Source organism: Heliorestis convoluta (assembly GCF_009649955.1).
Taxonomy (GTDB): domain Bacteria; phylum Bacillota; class Desulfitobacteriia; order Heliobacteriales; family Heliobacteriaceae; genus Heliorestis; species Heliorestis convoluta.
In genome coordinates, this window is record NZ_CP045875.1 from 395,570 (window position 1) to 417,679 (window position 22,110).

Sequence of the window (22,110 nt, forward strand, 5' to 3'; positions counted from 1 at the left end):
TGAACCCCATGCGCCAAGGTCACCAAGAGAAATTTAACAATCTTGCCTTTTTATAATCGGCGAATTTGGGGCCTCTTGTTGTGGAGTAGTTCCTGCAGATGGGAGGTGCTTTTGCTTTTTTTGTTGGCTTCCGGTTCGCTTTGCTCCTCCGTTGCATCTCCACCGCCCGTACCACCTACGATGAGAGAAGTAATGCGCATCGTAGGCTGGGCGTCAGAAACGGGGACGCCTTGACCGTCTTTGCCGCAAGTACCGATGGCGTATCCCAGATCACTGCCAACTCGATCAACCTTGCGAAGCACTTCAGGGCCATTGCCCGTTAAGGTAGCACCGCGTACCGCGTAAGCGACTTCTCCATCTTCTATGATATAACCTTCTGCAACGTCAAAGACAAAGTCGCCGTTCGTTGTGTTGACTTGACCGCCACCCATTTTCATAACCAAAAGGCCTTGTTTAGTATCTTTGATGATTTTTTCAGGGTCTTCATCACCAGCGGCGATTAAGGTGTTGGTCATGCGTGGAACAGGCTTATGCTGATAAGACTCACGACGGCCATTGCCTGTCGATTCTCTATTGTCTTTGCTGGCTGTAAAGCGATCGTACATAAAGTCTCGCAATTCACCTTTTTCGATTAAGACGTTTCTCTGGCCGCGGGTACCCTCGTCGTCAAAACGAAGAGCACCGTATTTTCCTTTTATCGTACCATCGTCGATCACTGTAACCAGCGGGGAAGCAACTTGCTGACCTTTTTTGCCACCGTAGACAGACAATCCCTTCTGGACCAGATCGGCTTCTAGGCCGTGGCCACAAGCTTCGTGAACCATGGTGCCTCCAGCTTCAGCGGCCATGACCACTGCCATAGTGCCAGAAGGAGCTGGCTTGGCTTGCAGCATTAGAAGAGCACGATCAACGGCTTTCTGCGCAATCTCTTCAGGTGCTTGCTCTTCAAAAATTTCAAAGCCAACGGTACCACCTAAGGCTTCGTAGCCTGTCTGAATCAGGGTACCATCAGCAGCGACAGCGTGAACGATAAAGCGAGAGCGAATTCGCTCATCTTCCACATAGACACCTTCACTGTTCGCAATGGTTACTTGCTGAATCACATCACCATAGCCTACAGTCACTTGCTTGACTCGATCATCGATCTTGCGAGCATGCTTGTTGGCTTCAAGAACTTTTTCAACTTTCTTTTCGATGGCCACTTCATCGGGTCGAAGCTGCACCGATAGATCCACAGGTGCTAGGGCTTTCGTTAAATCAATACTTTGACGAACTTTTTCACTACGAGCTCCGTGACTCGCAACCTTCGCAGCATGGGCTAAACCCTCGAAGCTGACATCGTTGGTATACGCATAGGCTGTAGAATCGCCAGCGATCACACGAATACCTGCGCCTACATCCGTGCCTGAGTTGAGGCGTTCAATTTTGTTGTCTTCGCAGCCAATGCCATTGAGGGCCTTTTTCTCAATATAAATGTCAGCAAAGTCGCCGCCATGGCTCATGGCTACATCTAAAATTTCCTGAAGATCTTTTTTCTCTAGTGACTGGAACAAATTATTCACCATCCTTGGGGATCACTCTCGATTGAGGAAGCTGCTTAACTTCTCGCTCACCTTGGTCTATACTTCCCCTTTTATTATCACGACATAAGGGGACAGGGAAAGTCAAAGAATCACATCATGGCTCCTTGGCTCTCCTCTTGCTGCTCTTCCTGTACCAAGTACGTAGCGATAACTCTAACAATATCGTGCTTGCTAAAAGGTTTGGTAATATAGTCGTTCATACCAGCAGCAAGGCATTTTTCTCGATCACCTTTCATTGCATCGGCTGTTAAAGCAACAATCGTTACGGGTTGCTGTTGCTTGCTTATCTCTCGTTGCCGAATCTGCTTTGCTGCTTCCAATCCATCCATCTCAGGCATATGAACATCCATAAAGATTAACTCAACGGAAGTTGTTTCTAAGATTTCTAATGCTTCGCGACCGTTGTTCGCTTGGATTGTCTCTATTCCCATTTTCTTGAGCAACTGCGTTACTAACAGCATGTTCACATGATTATCTTCTGCGACTAGAACTTTGGTCGCTCGATTTCCCGCTAAACCACTTATTCGTAATGCAGAAGAGTCATTGGGTATAATTGCCGAGGAAAGAACGGTCGATTTCTTAAAGGACTCTGCTGATGAGAGGGGTAAAGGGGGATCTAATATCGATACCTCCTTGTCCTTTAGGCTTTGCCCTGCAAACATCGTTACGATCGATTCTGTATTTTTTTGTTCTTTTGAAGCGCTTTTCAAGGGAAGGCGAAAGGCAAAGCGACTGCCTTTACCTTGATGGCTTTCGACATAAATAATGCCACCCATCAAGTGTACCAGTCTTTTCGAGATCGCTAAGCCCAGTCCGGTCCCACCAAAGCGACGTGTCATCGAGCCATCGGCTTGTGTAAAGCTTTCAAAAACCGTATGAATCTTCTCTGCAGGAATGCCGATGCCTGTATCTGCCACAGCAAATTCTATTAACAAGGGAGCATCAGAAGAACAAGCTGCACCTTTTCCTTGCTCTTCCACTTTCTGAATCGTTACTTCAATCTCACCCTGTTCTGTAAACTTGATAGCATTGCCTAACAAGTTAAGCAAGACTTGACGAATACGCAACATGTCACCGCAAAGATGGGCTGGTACATCTTTGTCAAACTTCGTATAAAGCTTTAGATTCTTCTCCTGACATCGAGTGGAGATAAGCAAGGTAGATTGCTCTATTAATTCAGAGAGAGCAAATTCTACTTCATCAATTTCCATCTTACCAGACTCAATCTTAGAGAAGTCTAGAATATCGTTAATAATTCCTAGCAATGCGTAGGCTGATTGCAAAGTGTTTTCCAGATAATTTCGTTGAATTGGATCCAGTTCAGAAGCAAGTAGCAACTCAGTCATTCCAATAATACCGTTCATAGGTGTTCGAATCTCGTGACTCATATTGGCTAGAAAGTCTGACTTGGCTTGATTGGCACTATCGGCTCTTTCTTTGGCCTCAACGAGTTGTTGCTCTGAGAGCTTCCGTTCTGTTATATCCATGACAATGCCGTCGAGACGTGCTGGCATGCCTTGATCGTCTTTGATTAACCAGCTACGATCGTAAAGCCACTTGATACGACCATCTGGCAACAAGATCCGGTACTCTGCATCGGCATCACCTTGCTGCCTTAGTTTTTCATTTTTTGCAAGAGCATTTTTTTTGTCATCCTCATAAATCACCTCTAGCCAGTAGTTTTCGTTCTGTTGAATGGTGCTGAGGGGTACTTCATAAATGGTTTCTAGAGCCTGATTTAACAGTACATAGCAGTTCTCTTCCAAAGAAAAAGACCAGATACCATCTTGAATTGTATTAACAATGCTATCAAGCTTGTGTTGAACTTTTAGAATTTCTTTTTGGATGTTTTTGTATTCAGTAATATCTTCTGCTACACCAGCAATGCGAATGACTTTTCCTTCTGCATCTTTAATAGGGAAATCTTTGGCTCGAATCCACTTGATGGAGCCGTCGGGACATAGGATGCGATATTCCTGTTGAAAGGGCTTTCCCTTGTTGTACTCTTCCCTGTTCGCCAAAAGCAGAACCGCTTCTCTATCATCGGGATGAATAGCTTCTATGTAGGAGTTCGGATCGTCATAAAGACTTTCACAGGACCGTCCATAAATCTTCTCATAGGCAGGGCTTATATAAAGCATTTCGTCGAAAGTACTTAACCAAAAGACTTGATCGATATGTTCTGCCAATTGACGAATCCGTTCCTCGCTTTGATGCAATTTGTCTTGATTCTCTTTCCTTTCTGTAATATCATAACCAATTGACTGGAATTCAAGAAGCTTTCCCTCGTCGTCGAAAATAGGATAGTCTGTCCATTCTTGCCAACGGATACTTTTATCTGACAAAATTACCTGATGTTCATAGGTTATAGCCTTTTTCTTCTTGGCCATGTTACGCAAATGTGCATATATGACATGGTGCTCTTCCTCTGGAACAAGGTCAAGAAACTTTTTGCCAAGTAAATCTTCTTCCCGGCCAAAATGATTGCAATATCCCTGGTTGACAAAAATCAAAGTCGTATCTGGTAAGAATCGACAAACCATTTCTTTTTGTGTGTTAATAACTTCTTTATAAATTTGCTCCGGCTTTTTGATATGAGAAATATCTTGTATGAGTGCAGCCAGGTACCCTTCTTCAGGCGTAAAACATTGCAAAGAATACCACTTGTCCCTGCTTTTTGAGTAAAACTCAATCGCATCTTCCATGGGAGAGGATGTATGGTTCCAACGAAAGTTTAGTTCTGCTCCAAGCTCACCATGAAAGACTGTAGAAGCTCTTTTTCCTAGAATGTTCTCAACTTGTAGTTGTGTTATTTTCGCGAAAGCTTGGTTTACTTCTACAATCTCATAGTCCCTATGATTCTTTTCTTTACTAGACTTATATCGGAATAAGGCATAGCCCACGGGCAACGTCTGGAGAACTGGGTTCATAAAGCCAATGGATCGTCCCACCCTTTTATCCCCCTATATATTAATGGTGAGTTGTTACAAAGCACATAAAGAATTTCCATCTTATTTACATTATACACATTAATTTCTTAACAACATAATTTTTTTGATGCTTTTTCCTAGCTCTTTCTTTGCCCACATTGTTACACTTTTCTTGATAGTTCTGTAGGGAAATTATAGATTGTGTTGAATATATTTGTAAGTAAGGCATATTGTAAGGTTTACTAACAAAGATATCAAGGCAATCGGCTACAGTTCGCTCAGGATGGATTGGTTAGAAAAGAGGTGTTCATATTGTATACCGTTAATGTGGATTCCATCGATAAAAAAATGGTACTATGCGAGAATTTATACAGCAAAACAGGTGCTTTAATAATGCGACAAGGTCGACTTTTAGATGAACGCATTATTCCCTACCTTAAAAGGTTGGGCGTCACGTCTGTCATAGTGAAAGATGCCAGTGGGAAAGTTAATAATGATCCTTTCTGTGAGTATGACATAAAAGGGCTCTTTGCAGATAGTCCTTTTTCTCGTTCTGAGCCCCAGCGGGGAGAAAACAACAATCGCTATGAGCGGCTAAGGAAAGATCCCAGAATCTTGTTGCCGGACCACACAGAGACGAATAGTTTGCTTACGTTAAAAGAAATCGATCGCAACAATCCTTTTGACCTACTACGAGAAGAAGTTCTATTTATGATTCAAAACGCTGTCATTACTTTTTCATTAGAAGGACGTAAAAATGTTGAGCTTATTCAAAAAGTTGTAGCCCTCTTCGAAGAACTGCTTGAAGGTCATAATGAAATCATTAATCTCCTTGATATTAAAGCAACAGACTCTTTCACCTATCAACATTCAATCAATGTTGCCGTCATATCTACGATACTCGCCTCTCACCTTGATTACCAGCCTGGTGAGATCAAGACAGTTGCTTTAGGCGCTTTGCTGCATGATATTGGCAAAAGAAAGACACCGCCTCATATACGCCTATCCGACAAACAGCTGAGCTTAGAAGATAGAAAAACCATGGAGCTTCATCCTGTGTTAGGCTATGACTATATCATTCGAAACCCTATTATTCCAGAGGAAGCGGCCTTTATTGTCTATCAACACCATGAGCGACTTGATGGTTCAGGCTACCCTGCTCAATTAAAAGGTGATGAGATTCATCCTTTTGCTCAATTGGTTGGCATGGTTGATGTTTTCGAAGCCATGCATGCCAACCGTCACTATCGTTCTGAGCGCAATGAACCTGTTGAAATCGTAGAGTACTTTATGAGCCTTTCGAATACCCATTTTCCTGAGAAGCTGGTTCGTGTTATGCTTAGCTCTATCTCACTCTACCCGATTGGTTCGGTCGTACAGCTTAATAACAATGAATGTGGCATTGTTATTAAGTCCAATTCGAATATTCCCTGTCGACCTGTTATTCGCATTATCTTCGATCGCCTAGGCTTTCCTGTCCGTGGCGAGCGAATTATCGATCTTTCCCACTCTGATAAGCTAACTTATACGATTACTCGCTCTTTTGGCTAACAGTTGTAGGGAGGGTAATTCATCATAGGAAAGACGATTGCAGAAGAGAAGCCCCTTACTGAGCCTTATGACCCAGTAAGGGGCTTGTTGTTGTGTTGGCGAAGCATCTCTTCCATTGCATCAGCAGGTAAAGGACGACTGAAGAAATAGCCTTGAAACTGATGACAGCCGAATGATTCGAGCAGCTTCAGTTGCTCTTCTTTTTCCACACCTTCGGCGATGACCGTTAAGTCCATAATATTGGCGATACCGATGATCGCATCTACGAGCTTAGCATCTTTGGCGCCTAAGACGATTTTGTCAACAAAAGATTTATCGATTTTTAGCGCATCAATGGGAAAGCGGTTTATGTACGCAAGAGAAGAGTATCCTGTGCCAAAGTCATCAATGGCAATACGAATGCCTAGAGATTTAAGTTGTTCCAAGGTTTTTAGAGTGGCAAAGCTATCTTCTAGCAAGCTCCCTTCTGTGATTTCAAGTTCTAACCACTGTGGCTCCAGTCCTGTCTCTGCTAGAACTTCTTGTACATGCTCTACAATCTTTTCTTGACGAATTTCATAGGGTGATAAGTTAACAGCCATAGGGATTGGCGGAAGGCCTTTTTCTTGCCAAGATCGATTCTGGACACAGACAGAGTGAAGCAACCATTTCCCAAGAGGATGAATAAGACCTGTTTCTTCTGCGATAGGAATGAAAGTACCCGGAGAGATCCAACCCAATTCAGGATGGTTCCATCGAACAAGTGCCTCTAGCCCCAGAATTTGCTGACCTTTCATATCGGCTTTCGGTTGATAAACAAGAGAAAGTTGGTTTTCTTCAATGGCTTGACGAAGTTCTTTTTCAATCAGTCTCCGCTCCCGTATTTTTTCATGCATTGTTGCAGAATAAAAACGAAAGGTATTGCGACCCAATCGCTTGGCTTGATACATGGCTGTATCAGCGGCTTGTAATAAGGATTCGATATCTTCTCCATCATCAGGATAGATGCTTATGCCAATGCTTGACGAGACATTAAAAACATTACCCTGTACTTGGAAAGGCAATTCTAATTCTTCCTGAATAGCGAGAGCGATGATGCCAGCATCACAGTCTTGTTCTATATTTGATATCAGTACAGTAAATTCATCGCCGCCAATGCGTGCAAACAAATCAACAGACTCCAGCCTTACTGCTAGGCGCTGAGCAACCGATTGCAACAAAATGTCACCGGCACTATGACCGAGTGTATCGTTGATCTCTTTGAATTGATCGAGGTCAATGAATAAGACAGCCATACGCTGTTTTTCTCGCTGACAATGTTCTATAAGCTTTTCTAGCCGCTCCTGAAAATGACGGCGATTGGGCAATTCCGTTAATGCATCATGATAAGCCTGAAAAAGCATCGCTTGGCTATAGTCATTGATTCGACGTAAATTCGTCTGAAGCGCTACGATCATTTCGTTAAAACCTTTAGAAAGTTTGCCGATTTCATCGCGTGAGCGAACTGGCAATGGTTCTACTTCAGAAAGCTGACCTCGCTCTACCATTTCAACAGCATCAAGAATTTTTTGTAAGGGCCTGGTGAAAATTTTGTTCAGTACAATGCCTAAGAGAAACGCTAAAATCAAAGATATAACAACAATAATGGCTGTAATGCTTAGAGAAAAGTTGGACAGTTTTTTGCCTTCTTGATAGTGATTGGACGCCTGTTCCTGGCTGTTATCAATAATGGCTTGAAAGTACTTACTCGATTCGGTGGTATGGGTTAATATGGAGCGCAAGTCATACTTATAGGAATTCTGTTCCTGGGTCGTACTATTTTCTAACTGCTTCTGCTTAATTTGCTCTTTTACATTATGTAAGAGAAGTCGTATCTGATTGTTTTCTCCATGCAAGTGGCTAAGCCACTTCTGTTCTTGTTCATCTACTTTAAATTTTCCGTATTGTACGAGAAGGACGTCTTTATGATTGATATACTCTTCCATTTGGTCTATGTAGTTGAGAAGCATCTCTTGATTGGGATTGTTCACGAGGCTGCGAATGGCGAGAGATTCTACTTCTTTATTATAGCTTTGGCCTTTGTAAGCCAGTTGAATTGGAAGTAGCCTCTGTTCGTACATGGCTTTCATAGAAGCAGTAATTTCTAAGTTCGTCTGAAAACCGATAAAACCAACACCAGCAAGAAAAAAGGCAAAGATCAGCAAAAGCCCTTGTAGCTTATGTGCCATTTTCAAATTCTTAATCCATTTCATTGCACACCAATTAAGGCTTTCACCACCTATTCTACTGAAGTTCTAAATTGCATTAACAATATTTATATAATTATGCTACAAATCGCAAGAGAATTCACTCTTTTTCTAAAAAAAAGCTAGAAAAATGGGTAGGAGAAGCTCTCCCTTTACGATAATTACATAGGTGTCTAATGAAAAGAAAAGCCCTTTGCTGGTATTTTAATCCAGCAAAGGGCTTTTGTATAGGCTAGTTGGCCACTTCTTTCTTTTTTGTCTGTTTTTTTATTTTTGTCAGTAAACCATAGGCACCGATGCCAAGCAAAGCGCCAGTGCTATCGTATAGTACATCCATAATTTCGCCACTTCTGCCCGGTACGTAGAGCTGGTGGATTTCATCGGATACGGCAAAAGCAACAGAAAGTGAAAAGGCTAACCAGTAAGAGCTCGCAGTCTGTATGCCACTACGACGAAAGGCATTGATGGTTAAGAAACCAAGGACAAAGTAGACGCCCACATGGGCCTGCTTCCGAACGATAGCGTTCGCTTTGCCCAGAGCATCATCAAGATTATCAATGTACTCGCCGGGAACAAAAGGGGTTATCACTTCGACAAGCACTTTTGTAAACTTTCTACTCAGTTGATCGGACTGTTGGGCCGGTTGGGCAGAGAGGCTCACGATTAAGGACATCCAGAAAAAAACTAGAGTCCAGGCAATGATTTGTCTTATTTTAGAGGTTGGGTGGTTCTTGGTTTTGGGGTTCATAGATGCTTCGTCCTCATTTTCTAGGTCTTTCAATTCTAATTACAGCTATTGAAATTTGAATCGAAGGTATGGCTATGCGATCTTAAAGTTCCAACAAGTGCATTATAAGGAATCGATTTAGGTTTTACGTTATTAGCTGGAACCTCCAAATATAAGTTGTTAACAAAAATACTGCCTATACTAGTACCTGTTGGTGGAGATAGACACAAAATCAGATTGCTTTGTGTTGAGTTTGTAAGGATTTTTAAGTCAGCATTTTGTGCGAAAATATTTTGACCAGCCCTTATTTCTATGTATCTTCTAGCTGTTAAGCTTGCATTTCTTATATCTACATTTTTTCCAGCTTTTATTATTATCTCTTCATTCACGTTATTATTGGGATATTGAGAGAGTAATATAACACCTTCTTCTAAGACAATATCGCCATTAACAGCCGTTAAACGAATAATGGGATGGTTATGGGTTGTTACTAATTCTACACCCGATTCAATGATGATTCCTTCTGGTGCTGTAAAACTGAACTCATTCGGATGACTTTGCCTTCCTACTTGAGAGCTTATGATGAGCTTTACCCAATCTTCATCTTCTTCAACAGTGTTTATTACATTTCTAAAGGGCATTGGTAGTAATGTACCTGCTTGATCAACATAAAAGACGATCCCATCGCCTCCCTTAGAAGGGTTTCCTTCTTCTATAAGAATGATTTGCCATTTCCTTCCATTCGATCCATCTTGTGCTTTCACAACATAGGTAACTGATGTAACCTCGTTATTATTATCTGCACTGCTAAAATGCGATACTTGGATTCCACTTTTTTGTTGTTGCAATGTCCCATTAACGTCTACGTATGCTGTTGCACCAGGAGATAACTCAAATGTTACAAGCGCCAGTCCTAAATGAAGTGATTCTGGAACTTTAACAATAACGTAGCTATGTTGCTCACTGATATAAGCATCACCAATTTGTCCTGCAATCGAAAAATCAAGAATACTATTTCCGCTAGCAAGATGCTTAGGAGGGACATTCACGGATACCTCTTCGGGACTCCTAACGTTGTTGTTATCGATATCTTTAATAGCTATTTCCAAATTGCCTTGATCATAGATAAGGTTATGACGTCCTCCCTGGGTAACTGCATAGTTTTGAAACAGTAGCTTTAAAGAATGAGAGCCTTCTCTTTCAATAATATACGGATTTACAGTGTTACTATCAAATTCCAAACTGAATAGGTTCGTTGCTTCATTACTAGCAACACTTGTCAGTTCTCTTGTATAAGTGACGATTACCTCTAAATTATCGCCACTCCACTGGGCCGTTGTTGACATAATCCTGCTTATCTCTATCGGTGGGTTCGTGATTTGCCTTCGTTCACTTTTATAAGCAACAGCGATTCCCGCGTTCCCAACCGCTTCCTCTAGATGATTAAGAAACCTTACAGTCGTTGCAATGCTATAACTATCTTCTATACTGTTATTTTTTATTTCGAAAGAAATCAGATGGCTCTCTAATGAAAAACTAAGATTCTCATCCAATGTTACTCTGTCAGCAATATTGCCAAAGGGAGCCAATTCTTCACCAAAAGCTTCTCTATGCGTGAGTTGACCTTCTTTCACATAGATGTAATGGTAATCATCTTCTAAAAAATCTTCATCAGGAATAAAACTTAAAACTTGTACATGAGTCGCATACGTAAGCTCTTGCGTAATAAAGTCTGCCGCAAAACGAATATTCTGCCTTACATCGGATCGCACTTCTCCGGTGGCAAAAGAATTATAACCGAAAAAGTAAAAGGAATAGCCAAGGGTCATCACCAAGCTCAACAAAGCAATTCCTACTAGCAACTCAACCAAGGTAACCCCTTTGTTATTCCTTATGTAATTTTTCTTAGTCGATCTGAAAGCCGCTTTCATGGCTTTTCCCTCCAAGTATGAGAGCTTGCTTTATTCGCTATGAGATGTGTTGCTAACAGGTGCGTAATAGATAAGTGTGTCTTGTATAAGTTTCTGGGCATTGATCTCGATTGTGACATTGTCACTGCCATCAGAGAAGGTAATCTCAAAAAGCGATGAACCATTGGTTTCATTGTTTAATTCTGATATTTCATTTTCTAATTCGCGCTGAGCTTGATACAAGTCTGTACTTCGATTACCGCTTGCCATGATCCCCGTAAAACTCGTTGCCATCAAAGGAGCGACTGCAACAATTAAGATGGTTAGAATCACGAGAGATATGAGAACTTCAACAACAGAGAAACCTTTCTTGCAAGAGGACAGATTTTTAATAGTTTTCATAGGATCGACTCCAATATCTACGATTTGGATCTATCACAACATACAAGGTTTCTGTGACATCATCGACAAAGCCTGTTGACTTCAGAGCCCTTCCGTCATCAATAATTTCAACGGTAAAGGAGACTGATTGATTGTTATAGACTTGCTGCGTCGATGTCTTCCCTTTTAATTCTTCTAGACGATCTTGTTGCTCATCGGGATCTTCGTCAAGATATGCCAGTACAAGATCAGCGCCTGAACGAGCTAAGTAATGCGCCTGCATTCTCTTCTCATCAATCGTGACATGCTTTAGATCGACCATTGCATACTGCCATAAAGCTGTGCTTACCATCATCATTACAAGTACTATGATTAGTACCAAAGGCAGTGACCATCCCTTTTCATTAGAAAGCAAAGATTTCCCTCCCATCTAGTGGTGCTATCTATCATCTATACTTTCTTACTTTCATTATACACTTTCTTCACCCATTTAGAGCTTCTCTTTTCACCATGTAAGAACAAGTTCTTTTAGTTTTTCTTGAAAAGTTTCACTTTTGCTAATTCAAACCAATAAGCCAACTCTCTCTAGAATTATAAAGCGAATATAAGATAATAGTAAGAAACTTATATCCCTGCCTCTATAGAGGCTTCCGTTAGCGTCCTTTTATCGATATAATGAAAATAGCCAAAATAGGGAAAGGAGATTTTCATGACAGCAAGCTTATTCAGCAAAAGCGCAAAAAAAGAAATGCCTTGGATCCACTCTATGATTGTACTTTTTTCTTCTTTCTTTCTACTCTTCCTTTCTTCCTCTCCTGCTTACGGACTGGAACAGAGTAGCGCGACCGTTTCAACATCTGGCGGTTCCAGAACGATTCAGTACATACAATTCCACCCTACTGAAGATCTAGAACTTCGCCCTGTGTTGGCACAGAATAAAGTGGGTCAGACCGAGTCACTCGCTTCTATGGCCCAACGGACAGGCGCAGTCGCTGCTATTAATGGTACCTTTTTCAACGCCTATGATGCACGAGATCTGCAACCTATGGGTGCCCTTATGATTGATGGGGTGCTTCAACATTTTCGAGGTGGTCCAACGGCGGTAGGTATGCCGACGGATCAGCGCCTTCTTTTTGGCCCCACTGATTCGATTAAGATTCTAGGCGGTATCAATGGTTCTCGCAATTGGCCCAACAACTGGTACGCATGGTTTATGAATCATGAACCGACTTCTCATGGAGAGATTGTTCTTTTTACACCGTCCTTTCGCAGTAAAACGCTCTCTTTCACAGGCTTTACCTTTGTCGTCGTCGATGGAGGTACAGTTACGTCCATTCGCAAAGATAGCGCTACCATTCCCGATCAGGGCTTTGTAATTGCTTATGGACCGGCGCCACAGAACCAAGAACAGATCAACAAGTTCAAAGTAGGCGACCAAGTAGAAAGCTACATCGAATTTCCTTCTTCCTTAGAATCTCTACGGCACCTTATGAGTGCTGGCCCGAAGCTGGTAAGTCGTGGTGCTGTCGATGTGAATTTTGAGCGCGAAGGGATTCGCGATCCCAAGTTGACAACCTATGGTGGCTTGCGTAGCTTTATTGGTACGCGCAGCGATGGAACCATTGTGATAGGCACCATGCCCAACGTGACCATTCGACAACTGGCAGAAGGGCTCGTCAACTTGGGCTTGCAAGAAGCAATGAATTTAGATGGTGGTGCTTCCTCCGGTCTCTATTACCAGGGGCGCTATGTGACAACACCAGGTCGCAATCTGAGCAACAGTCTCGTTGTAGTACCGCGCAAGAGAGTCCCTATCGTAGAAGTGAACGGACGTGAAATTGTCGTGCCTGGGGGTGCACCTTTCATTGAAGACGGAACTACGATGGTTCCTGTACGAGGCATCTTTGAAGCCCTTGGCGCTACTTTACACTGGGATGGCCCAACGAACAGTGTCATTGCCAAACGCTACGATCGAGAAATTCGCTTGCCTGTCGGCCAAAGGACGGCTTTCATGAATGGTGTAGCACAAGATGTACCGAAAGCTCCCGTTAACCGCAATGGCCGCGTCTATATTCCTTTGCGCTTTGTCTCGGAAGCGTTAGATGCTCATGTTCATTGGGATCCACAACGGTATGGAGCTATCATTACCAGCACTGTAAAGTCGGGGCAAATTCATTATGAAAAAGCAATGCAATTGCTGCAACAAGGACAAGAAGATCTTGCCCTCATAGAGTTAGAGCAAGCTACGATGATTGATCCCACTCTTTCTGACGCTTGGATGGCTCTTGGCGACCTTTATAATAAAAAGAGAGACTATCGCAAAGCCATGGAAGCTTTCGGGCAAGTCAGCGATAACCGTGCTTTCATCCCGCTCGGTTGGGCTGCTTATTCTTCAGGTGCCTTTGATGAAGCGATTGCAGCTTTCACTAAAGCTGTAGCTGTGCCTGAGCATAGGGTTGCAGGTCATTATGGTCTCGGCGTGACCTATCGCCACTTCCAAGTTCAAGCCTATGATCAGTCTGCTGTACACTTGCGCCAAGTGATTGAGCTAGCACCACAAAGTACACAAGCTCAAGAAGCAAGGCGTATGTTGGCACAGTAATTGCTTTGTAGCCAACCTTTGGAGCCTCACTCAAGATAGTTCAGATAGAAAGAGCCCTTTACCGTACAAAGACTGGTAAAGGGCTCTTATATTGAAAAGCTTCATTCTGTTTAGAAACGGAGATTCTACGTGGGAAACCAATTGTTCAAAATTCTCACAAAATCTGAAAAACTCGCTGGCTTGAGTATATAGTCATCCATACCGGCTTGAAGGCATTTTTCTTTACTCCTTCTGTCGCTAGCCGTCAAAGCGATAATGGGAATATTGCTGCTTTTGTCCATCTGTTTAATATACTGTGTAGCGTCCCAACCGTTCATGACTGGCATATAGCAATCCATAAAGATTACATCAAAGTGGTTATTCTTAACTGCTACGATAGCTTCCTTCCCATTTTGAGCAACCTTCACAAAGAGCCCTAATTTGGTCAACTGTGCTTTTGCAATCTTGGCATTAATTTTATTATCTTCAACTAATAAAATGGAAAGACCTTTGTGAACATTTTTTTCGAAAATGCTTTTAATACCACTCTTTTTGTTTCCTGTGAAGAGATCAGAAGGTATGTCTTGATCTTCTTCTTCACTATTTGAACGATTCATGGGTAGCTCAAACCAAAAGGTAGAGCCTTGACCTTCTACACTCCGAACTCCAATTTTCCCACCCATGAGCTGAACCAACATTTTACTAATCGATAGACCTAAGCCTGTTCCTCCATAGAGGTTTGATACTTCTTGAGAGGCTTGCTTATAAGGTTGAAAAAGAGTATCGATTTCTTTCTCAGAAATCCCTATACCTGTATCTTGTATCGTAAAATGTAACAATTGTCTATGCCGATCTGATTCAATTAAGGATAAGCGCAGGGAAATTTTCCCTTCTCCTGTGAACTTTACAGCGTTTCCTATAAGGTTGAAAAGGATTTGCTTAAGCCGTAATGGATCGCCTTGCAGTATAGGGTCGATCCTCTCATCAATGATCTGTTCAAAAAATAGACCCTTGTTGTGCTTTTGCGCTTGAAAGGTCTTAGTCGTTTCAGTAAGTAAGCGACGAACATCGATATCGTAAAAGTCAAGCTTTGTTTTTCCAGATTCCATTTTGGCAAAGTCTAGAATATCATTAATGATAGTAAGCGTATGGTTGGATGCAGAAAGAATAGATTCAGCAAACTCTTGTTGTTTCTTATGTAATACCGTATCCAACAACAGCTCTGTCATACCCAGAATACCGATAATTGGGGTGCGAATCTCATGACTCATGACAGCAAGAACTTCTTCTTTTGCCGTCATGGCCTCTTTGGCTTTTCGTAACGTCTTTTTCAGCATGCGGCTTTGAAGCACCATCTGCTCTTCTACTTTTTTTCGTTCTGTTATATCGCGATTCGAAAAAAGCGCTCCCACGATTTTCCCGTTCTGGTCATGCAAAATTTTTCCTACTGCTTCGTTCCAGATATAATGACCTTTTCCATGGCGATAACGAAAAACAGCTGAGCCCTTTCCTTCACCACGTAATGCTTCTTCTACCTTTTCTTTAACATAAGGGAGATCCTCTGGGCATACACGGTCAAATATGGAGGTTCCTACCATTTCTTTTGGACACCACCCTAGACCGTTTTCGAAAGAAGGCGTTGCAAATTGAATGATAAAGCGACAATCCGTTATAACCATCATATCGAGCATGTTATCGGTGATAGTCTGTAACAAGTCTTCGCTACTTTTGAATCGATTGTTTCTCTCTAGGCCTGTCTTTCTCTCATCGACTCCGAGACTTCTGCTCAATTGATTCATCTCTATCCCAACCTTCTTTTCGCCACATTCAGTTGTCTTCTCTCTCTGTCTTGCATTATGCATAAAGAATTTATTAAAAGCATTATAGCATTGTAGGTGTGCGAAGTTTGTCGGATCGAATCGAAATTTCTTGGGGTCGTGAAAGAATTTGTTAATAGCGCAAGGGGGATGGTTTCGCTATGTCTTGAATAAGGTGTAGACTTGTTTTGACTTTCCTCTGATCTTTGCCTTAATAGATCATATTTTGAAGATACTTACACTTTCTCTAAAGCGCTGAACCACATCTTTAAGATTCTGGGCGGTTGAGGATATCTCATCGGATGAAACTGATAACTGTTCTGTGGATGCTGCTACTTGTTCTGTTGATGTTACATTTTCTGTCGTTATAGCATTGGCCCGTTCCACACTTTCTACCACTATGTTTTTTGCCTTTTGAATTTCATCCATTCTTTCGTAGGTGCTTTTCATTCGTGGTGCGGTTTTCTCTACCGACAGCAGTATTTCTTCAAAAGATGTAACTGTATTTCTAAGGGATAGAACTTGCGCTTCTAAGGATGCTTCTACCCGTTTTGATGTCTTAATCACTTCATCTGTATCCGTATTTACAGTGCCAACTAATGCTGTAATTTTATCTGTTGATTTTTTGGATTCTTCTGCTAGCATTCTTACCTCTTCGGCTACGATTGCAAAGCCTTTGCCAAGCTCACCAGCCCGAGCCGCTTCAATGGCAGCATTCAAGGCAAGTAGGTTCGTTTGTTGTGAAATGGAAGAAATGATTTCTGTGATACCGCTGATTTCTTGCACCGAGGCCGTAAGTCTTTCTATTTGAGCGGCAACGACTCGAAAGGCTTTTTTAACTTCTTCTATTGATTGTACTAGGTTATCCATTTCTGTTTTTCCATTGCTGGCTTTATGTTTTGTGCTTTCTGTTTCACTGTTGAAGTCTTGAAGTTCTATATGTATCTTTTCAATGTTCTTCGTTAGCTCTGATAATGAGAGCAATATGTTGGTCAAGTCTGTTGCTTGTTTGGATGCACCGTTTGCAATGTACTCCATTGTATTCGCCAATTCTTGGGATGATGCTGTCATTTCTTCCGATGTAGCTGCTAAGGAATCTGAGATTTGGCTTACGTCTTTTGACTTGGTAGTGATATTGGTGATCATTTGTTTGATTGAGGCTTGCATGTTTTTTAAGGCATCGGCGATGGCGCCAAATTCATCTTTTTTGTTGAGCAAATCCTGGGACAAGTCTGATTGAAAATCTCCATTGGCTTTTTGGATTATGTAATCTTTCATCGCTTCTAAAGGTTTTATGACCAAGGTGCGCACGGTGTAAAATGAGACTACGATTCCCAGAAGTATGGCGATAATCATGGAGCTTATGTTGACGATGTTGGCGCTGATTGTTTGACTTTGAATTGCATAGCTTACGACTATGGTTCTTCCGATTATGATAAAGGCGAATATTGCTACGAAAGCTAGGGTTAGTTTCATTTGTAGGCCAAATGTGACTTGTCTGATTAGTACCTTCTTTTCTTTCACATCTTTCCTCCTCTTCCTATTCATTCATTCTTTTTATAGATGTATTTGTACGTTTATTCATTATTATAGCATTGTTTTTTTGGTGGTTGGTAAGTGTTTCTGAAAGTTAGGGTGTACTTTAGCATGTAAAATAGATACCTTGTGGTGGGGGCAGGCGTTATGACTTCCTTCCGAACGGACTCATCCCACGCCATGAGCGGCAGCGAAGCTGCCGATGGCTGAGGTCTGAAGTCCTCTCTCCAGGAAGTCATAACGCCTGCCCCAGGTACATTTTGCTGGTTGTGACTGGCTTTGGGCCTATTGCATTGCAAATACAATAGGTAGTTGCGGATAGAAGAAAGTTTCGCCAAGCTATTCCAACGGAAGTAACAATCAGCAAAAACATTCTGGGCCAGGTCATCACGCTTTCCGCAGCGGGACTTGGGACCTCAGCTGTCGCCAGCTTGCTGGCGGTAACAGCGTGGGACCAGTCCAGAGCGGAGGAAAGCGTGATGACTTGGTCCCTCTATGAAGTAACCCCAACGTAATCAGGAAAATTTATTTTCATCAGTGGTTGTGCCCAACCGGGCATGACTGGTTAGCAAAAAAGTAAGGGCAGGCGTTATTCATTCCTTCCAAAGGTCCTACCCACGCCATGAGCAGCAGCAAAGCTGAAGGCTGAAGTCCTCTTTTCAGGAATGCATAACATCTGCCCTAGATTACTTTTTTTGAGCCGATGTATTAAGGATTTGTGCATTTGGCAGAGTTAGCGGTGGATTTCTCATCCTTAATTATTGCACCATCCTATTGAATACTTCTTTTTTTTGCAAGCCTATTTTTTTTGAAAGAGCTTCACCCTGCTCATTAATAAAAACAAAGGCAGGCACGCTGTCAATGCCATATTTGCGACTAAGCTCATGGTTATCTCGATTGGAAAGATCAATTTTCTCTAATGAAACTTTATGTAAGGCTTCTTTATTTTCTGCAAGCCATTCATTCAGTAGCGGTTCTTGATCCCCACAAAACCTACAATTGGGTGCAAAAAAATACAGCAAAGTACCTGGCTGAACTTCTTCTGCTGTTAATAGTACATACTCTCCCTGTTTATAATCGTCAATTAAAACTCTTGTGGAACTTCCAGTACAGCCACTGAGAAATAAAAAAGCCCATAGAAGAAGGATTGCTGTGGCCGCTTTTAAAGAAGTATCCTTTATTGGTTTTCTTATAATTCTAGCGAGCATAATGAAGATTCTCCTTCTTATCTTGTCGCTTCTTCCAAAGCCATAGTGCAAGAAGCATAGCTGTTAATGAGAATAAAGCATCTGATAAAAGGCATTGTGTGCAAAAGGAGCCCAAAGACCAAAAACGACCTAGTTGTATTAAAGTACCAAAAACTAGGGAAAAAAGTGTCAGATAAAAAGCTAGATAACCCAAAAAAACATTGCGTCCTGCTAAAGAAGCAAGACCAGCGATGAAAAAGGCCATTCCTGCCCCTAGTAGCCCAATGAATTCATCACCAACAGTCAACCAAGGAATAAAAGAACAAGCGCTACAGGCCTTCGTTATATACTTCTCCCAGGATACAAAAAGTAAGAAGAAAGCGTTTGCAATCGATACTAATGCCGCTCCATGATGAAATCGATTGTGCAATGGTATTGATAACACTGCTTACGCCTCCCGTATTCATATAGTGAGCTAGATTATCGTTTACATTCGATCTTTTCTTAATTTTACATTCTATACTGTAACATACTAGTTTTAGTTTATAATTAATATAAGAAATCCACCTATTTAAAAAGCTATATAACATATTTAATATTTTTGAAAAATCCCCTACCTTAGGCAGGGGATTTTTCAAAAAAGATTCAAAATATTTAAAGTAACACTTGCATAGCCTCTGAATGAATAGAGCACAATTGGATAACTTCCACAGCGGTAGTTATCCGAGGTTACTCTTGTAATTTATTTCCTTTTGAGTCTATCCTAACAGCTTCGCCGATAGAATTCTCATACTCTACTACAACATAACAGTAATCCTCTTCTTCGTCTTCTCCAATTTCAATTTCATCATACTTATCATTCATAGCAACGACATCAAAAAATCTTGTATAATCAGCCTCGTCCCATGACAAATCAATACTCGGATCATTCATATTTTCTGATTTAATCAGCAAGCAGGCCGATTGAATACTTCTTGCGTCTGCTTTTGCAGCACCTTCTCGAGCAGAGTCAGTTGAACCACCAAACGACATAACTGCAATCGACACCAACACCCCTATAATCGCTACAACAACCATCAACTCAACCAGTGTAAAACCCTTCTGATTCTTCATGGCTTTTTGAACTCTTTGAAACATCTATTTCCCTCCTTCTTTTATGCTGCGACCGAAAAAGTAGATCGCTTATAATTGTCTTCATAGGAGTTATACCAGCGAGTCAACTTTTCAGACACTTTTTTTAACTTTTTCTTAATAATTTTTTAATTTGGATTGTTCACTTGTCTGTTCAAGTCTTTGATGAGTTGTATCTTATCGGGTGTTTCTTCTACCCAGAGGATATAGCGTGGATTGCCTACTGGGCCGATGTCACGAGAGATTCTAAAGCTTGACACAGGTACACCGGATAGTTCACTGAGTAAGCTTCGTCGTGCATTCAGTACATTGGCGTCGTTTCCGTCTTCAACGGGCAAGCGTATTTTTGTGCCTACTCTATCTAATCTTTCAATGGCTCCTCGTACGGTACTTTCTTTGTGTGGTGGGGAGATAACTAGGATTTCTTTGCTAAAGCGATCTGCGTTATTGGGAACAACACGAACATCAGGACCGAAGTTAAATTCATTGAGCCACGCTGCAGCATCACCGGCTACGATATTTTTTAATGGATAGACAAAAACCGTTTGTTCTCGGGCTCTGATGGTATCCAGCTCTGCAATTGTTTTCTCAATCTCTTCCCAGTGTTCGAATAGTTCTTGATCGAAGACAAGGAGGCGCTGGTCCATGGTTAGATATCTTTCTAGATGGATACCCATTTCGGTAAGCAATTGTAGCACTCGCTCCGGTGGGATTTGTGTTGTTGTAATGATGCGATATTCTAGGGAGAAAGGTTCTACGACTTCTGTTTCATCAGACTCTTCTTCTTCTATTGCTTCATTTTCAATCCGATCGATTACATAGATCAGCTCCCGCACTTTGTGCAGTTCTTGTACTGTCCCTTGTACCCATATGGCATTTTCATTGCTTTGCAGCAACAAGCTTTTGACTGGAATATTTAGCTCATTGATTAAGCTTCGTATGACCGGTGCTTTGACAAAGACAAGATCAAACCGCTGGAGGAACATTTGATCATAAAAATGGGTATGTAAGTTTCCTGTCTGCCCAATTAGAATCATGGTACCTTGTTCTAAGTAAGCGAGACCGTTTTTGTTAATGAGCAAGTCAAAGGCATCACGAAGAGGTATATTTTTTACTTGTAAGTCTACTTTTTGCTGAATGTCGTCTACTAAGACAATGGTTGTACCCATTTTCAAGGCCAAGGCGGAGAAAAGATCTCGTAGTTCTACGTCTCGAGCATCTATGGTGATTCTTGCACTGGCTACACTTCTACTTCTATCCATGGCATGATCGCTGCTATAGATCATAGCATCGCCATAGAGGGTAGTTGGAAATAGGACGAGTTGAAACAGGAAGATGAAGAGGATCGTCAGTCCCATACTTTTTCGAAAAATATCAATCACCTCTTCGCATCTACTGTTGTTCTATGGGCCAATCTTTTACTCCATCAAAAGTCAATAAAAGGGCTCTATCTTCGAACAAAAGCACGACACCATCACCGTGAATTTGCTCGACTTTCCAACCCCCGGCAATTTCTTGACCGACTTGGGTGATATAGGCTTTAGAGCCCGCTTCAACAATGGCAATGCTTGCACCTCCATCGGATAAGAGGCCCTTGAGGGTAAAGGTTCCTGCAAAAGGATCTCGTACTTGATAAAGCCGTGGATCTTCATTTTCGTCGAAAGCGCGTACTTCTTCTGGCAAAAAGATAAGTGGCGACGGTTTCTCTACTCTTTCTTCAGTTATAATCCCTTCATTCCCTGAAAAGGTAGACACGTGATCTTTGAGATATAAAGCTGAAGCGACAATGACTCCCAGTAAGAGAGGGAGGCTTAACCAGAGCAGGCGAGGCGATAGCGCCTTTTTCTTATCATCACTTTTTTTTGTTTTTCCTTGCTTTGTCTCTATAGATTTGTTGCTGTCTACGTTGTTAGCTCCATTGTCTAAGACCAACGCTATGTCACCATCCCCTACTTGAAGCTTTTTCTTACTACGACAGTCTAAGGCTTTCTATTACCCTTTCTCGGAGGTCCGATAAAAAGAAATCGCTTGTATCTCCATGCGCAAACTCCCTGAAGCCTGCCGACCTCTGCTCAGGTTGACTTCTTCCACTCGCAGCGCTCGCTCTCCCGCTTGTAACCAATGTAACAGTCGAAGAAGCTCTTGATAAGAGCCTTCGACAACCAGTCGTAAGGGAATCTCCATGTAACCACTTCTTGATTGAGGGCTTTCAAAGCGAATTTCTACAAGATGTGCATTGGCTCTGTTGCTTTGTCCTTCTATAAAGCGAATCAGTTCCCCTTCTTCCGGTGTCGCTGGCATGAGGCGACTCAATTGAGCTTCATGTTCTTTCAATCGATCTAGGTTCTCTCTGAGTAGGAACATTTCTTCTAATCGAGCCTGAGCAGCTTCTACATTCTTTTCCTCTTTCGCAAGAACTTGGCGTGTCCCTTGCAAAGACTGCCATTGCTGATAGATTATAAAGCTTGGTATGAAAAGCAGCAGCAGCAGAATCGTACTCAGCAAGATTCGATGGCGGAACAAATCTTGTATGTTCATGTTTTTTAGGTTG

At 41.9% G+C, this 22,110-nt stretch carries 17 protein-coding genes; 2 read left to right on the forward strand and 15 right to left on the reverse strand.

From position 1 onward, the window contains the following. Positions 1–50: 50 nt before the first annotated feature. Positions 51–1,502 (reverse strand): TldD/PmbA family protein, encoded by a 1,452-nt coding sequence (locus FTV88_RS01770; RefSeq protein WP_243137429.1) that lies wholly within the window; start codon positions 1,500–1,502, stop codon positions 51–53. Positions 1,503–1,672: 170 nt separating this feature from the next. After that, positions 1,673–4,534 (reverse strand): PAS domain-containing protein, encoded by a 2,862-nt coding sequence (locus tag FTV88_RS01775; protein WP_153724118.1) that lies wholly within the window; start codon positions 4,532–4,534, stop codon positions 1,673–1,675. 291 nt (positions 4,535–4,825) lie between these two features. Between FTV88_RS01775 and FTV88_RS01780 the strand changes: the two genes are divergently transcribed. After that, entirely contained in the window at positions 4,826–6,064 is a 1,239-nt protein-coding gene (locus tag FTV88_RS01780; RefSeq protein WP_153724119.1) for an HD-GYP domain-containing protein, read from the forward strand. 65 nt (positions 6,065–6,129) lie between these two features. On the opposite strand, the gene FTV88_RS01785 is transcribed toward FTV88_RS01780, so the two are convergent. The 5 genes from FTV88_RS01785 to FTV88_RS01805 all read right to left on the reverse strand — a co-directional run bounded on the left by FTV88_RS01785 (position 6,130) and on the right by FTV88_RS01805 (position 11,722). Continuing rightward, positions 6,130–8,271, reverse strand: coding sequence for an EAL domain-containing protein (locus FTV88_RS01785; RefSeq protein WP_162007853.1), 2,142 nt, complete (start codon positions 8,269–8,271; stop codon positions 6,130–6,132). Positions 8,272–8,521: 250 nt separating this feature from the next. Further along, positions 8,522–9,037, reverse strand: a complete 516-nt coding sequence (locus FTV88_RS01790; protein ID WP_153724121.1) for a VanZ family protein — start codon at positions 9,035–9,037, stop codon at positions 8,522–8,524. A 35-nt stretch (positions 9,038–9,072) separates the two neighbouring features. Beyond that, entirely contained in the window at positions 9,073–10,947 is a 1,875-nt protein-coding gene (locus tag FTV88_RS01795; RefSeq protein ID WP_153724122.1) for a PilW family protein, read from the reverse strand. A gap of 30 nt (positions 10,948–10,977) precedes the next feature. Beyond that, entirely contained in the window at positions 10,978–11,328 is a 351-nt protein-coding gene (locus tag FTV88_RS01800) for a type IV pilus modification PilV family protein (protein WP_153724123.1), read from the reverse strand. After that, entirely contained in the window at positions 11,315–11,722 is a 408-nt protein-coding gene (locus tag FTV88_RS01805) for a hypothetical protein (RefSeq protein WP_162007854.1), read from the reverse strand. Before FTV88_RS01805 ends, FTV88_RS01800 begins: the two co-directional genes overlap by 14 nt. Positions 11,723–12,016: 294 nt before the next feature. Here FTV88_RS01805 and FTV88_RS01810 point away from each other — a divergent pair, with 294 nt between their 5' ends. Continuing rightward, positions 12,017–13,909, forward strand: a complete 1,893-nt coding sequence (locus FTV88_RS01810; RefSeq protein WP_153724125.1) for a stalk domain-containing protein — start codon at positions 12,017–12,019, stop codon at positions 13,907–13,909. Between the two features lie 125 nt (positions 13,910–14,034). Here the strand turns inward: FTV88_RS01810 and FTV88_RS01815 are convergent, their stop codons facing one another. The 8 genes from FTV88_RS01815 to FTV88_RS01850 all read right to left on the reverse strand — a co-directional run bounded on the left by FTV88_RS01815 (position 14,035) and on the right by FTV88_RS01850 (position 22,097). Beyond that, entirely contained in the window at positions 14,035–15,687 is a 1,653-nt protein-coding gene (locus FTV88_RS01815; protein WP_162007855.1) for a PAS domain-containing hybrid sensor histidine kinase/response regulator, read from the reverse strand. A 237-nt stretch (positions 15,688–15,924) separates the two neighbouring features. Beyond that, on the reverse strand, positions 15,925–17,229 hold the full coding sequence (locus FTV88_RS01820) for a methyl-accepting chemotaxis protein (protein ID WP_162007856.1): 1,305 nt from the start codon (positions 17,227–17,229) through the stop codon (positions 15,925–15,927). A gap of 770 nt (positions 17,230–17,999) precedes the next feature. Then, positions 18,000–18,449: a thioredoxin family protein gene (locus FTV88_RS01825; RefSeq protein WP_153724128.1), complete on the reverse strand. Its 450-nt coding sequence runs from the start codon at positions 18,447–18,449 to the stop codon at positions 18,000–18,002. Beyond that, on the reverse strand, positions 18,439–18,873 hold the full coding sequence (locus FTV88_RS01830; RefSeq protein WP_153724129.1) for a hypothetical protein: 435 nt from the start codon (positions 18,871–18,873) through the stop codon (positions 18,439–18,441). The genes FTV88_RS01825 and FTV88_RS01830 overlap by 11 nt, the downstream gene beginning before the upstream one ends. 284 nt (positions 18,874–19,157) lie before the next feature. After that, entirely contained in the window at positions 19,158–19,565 is a 408-nt protein-coding gene (locus tag FTV88_RS15970) for a type II secretion system protein (protein ID WP_153724130.1), read from the reverse strand. A 122-nt stretch (positions 19,566–19,687) separates the two neighbouring features. After that, entirely contained in the window at positions 19,688–20,941 is a 1,254-nt protein-coding gene (locus tag FTV88_RS01840) for an energy transducer TonB (RefSeq protein ID WP_153724131.1), read from the reverse strand. Positions 20,942–20,951: 10 nt separating this feature from the next. Then, entirely contained in the window at positions 20,952–21,491 is a 540-nt protein-coding gene (locus FTV88_RS01845) for a hypothetical protein (protein ID WP_153724132.1), read from the reverse strand. Positions 21,492–21,551: 60 nt separating this feature from the next. After that, positions 21,552–22,097, reverse strand: a complete 546-nt coding sequence (locus tag FTV88_RS01850) for a type IV pilus inner membrane component PilO (RefSeq protein ID WP_153724133.1) — start codon at positions 22,095–22,097, stop codon at positions 21,552–21,554. Positions 22,098–22,110 lie beyond the last annotated feature (13 nt).

Bases quoted from the DNA above. Each gene is read 5' to 3' on its own strand.
- FTV88_RS01770 (WP_243137429.1), bottom strand. From the start codon at position 1,502: ATGAGCCATGGCGGCGACTTTGCTGACATTTATATTGAGAAAAAGGCC.
- FTV88_RS01785 (WP_162007853.1), bottom strand. From the start codon at position 8,271: ATGGCACATAAGCTACAAGGGCTTTTGCTGATCTTTGCCTTTTTTCTT.
- FTV88_RS01790 (WP_153724121.1), bottom strand. From the start codon at position 9,037: ATGAACCCCAAAACCAAGAACCACCCAACCTCTAAAATAAGACAAATC.
- FTV88_RS01795 (WP_153724122.1), bottom strand. From the start codon at position 10,947: ATGAAAGCGGCTTTCAGATCGACTAAGAAAAATTACATAAGGAATAAC.
- FTV88_RS01800 (WP_153724123.1), bottom strand. From the start codon at position 11,328: ATGAAAACTATTAAAAATCTGTCCTCTTGCAAGAAAGGTTTCTCTGTT.
- FTV88_RS01810 (WP_153724125.1), top strand. From the start codon at position 12,017: ATGACAGCAAGCTTATTCAGCAAAAGCGCAAAAAAAGAAATGCCTTGG.
- FTV88_RS01815 (WP_162007855.1), bottom strand. From the start codon at position 15,687: ATGAATCAATTGAGCAGAAGTCTCGGAGTCGATGAGAGAAAGACAGGC.
- FTV88_RS01825 (WP_153724128.1), bottom strand. From the start codon at position 18,449: ATGCTCGCTAGAATTATAAGAAAACCAATAAAGGATACTTCTTTAAAA.
- FTV88_RS15970 (WP_153724130.1), bottom strand. From the start codon at position 19,565: ATGTTTCAAAGAGTTCAAAAAGCCATGAAGAATCAGAAGGGTTTTACA.
- FTV88_RS01850 (WP_153724133.1), bottom strand. From the start codon at position 22,097: ATGAACATACAAGATTTGTTCCGCCATCGAATCTTGCTGAGTACGATT.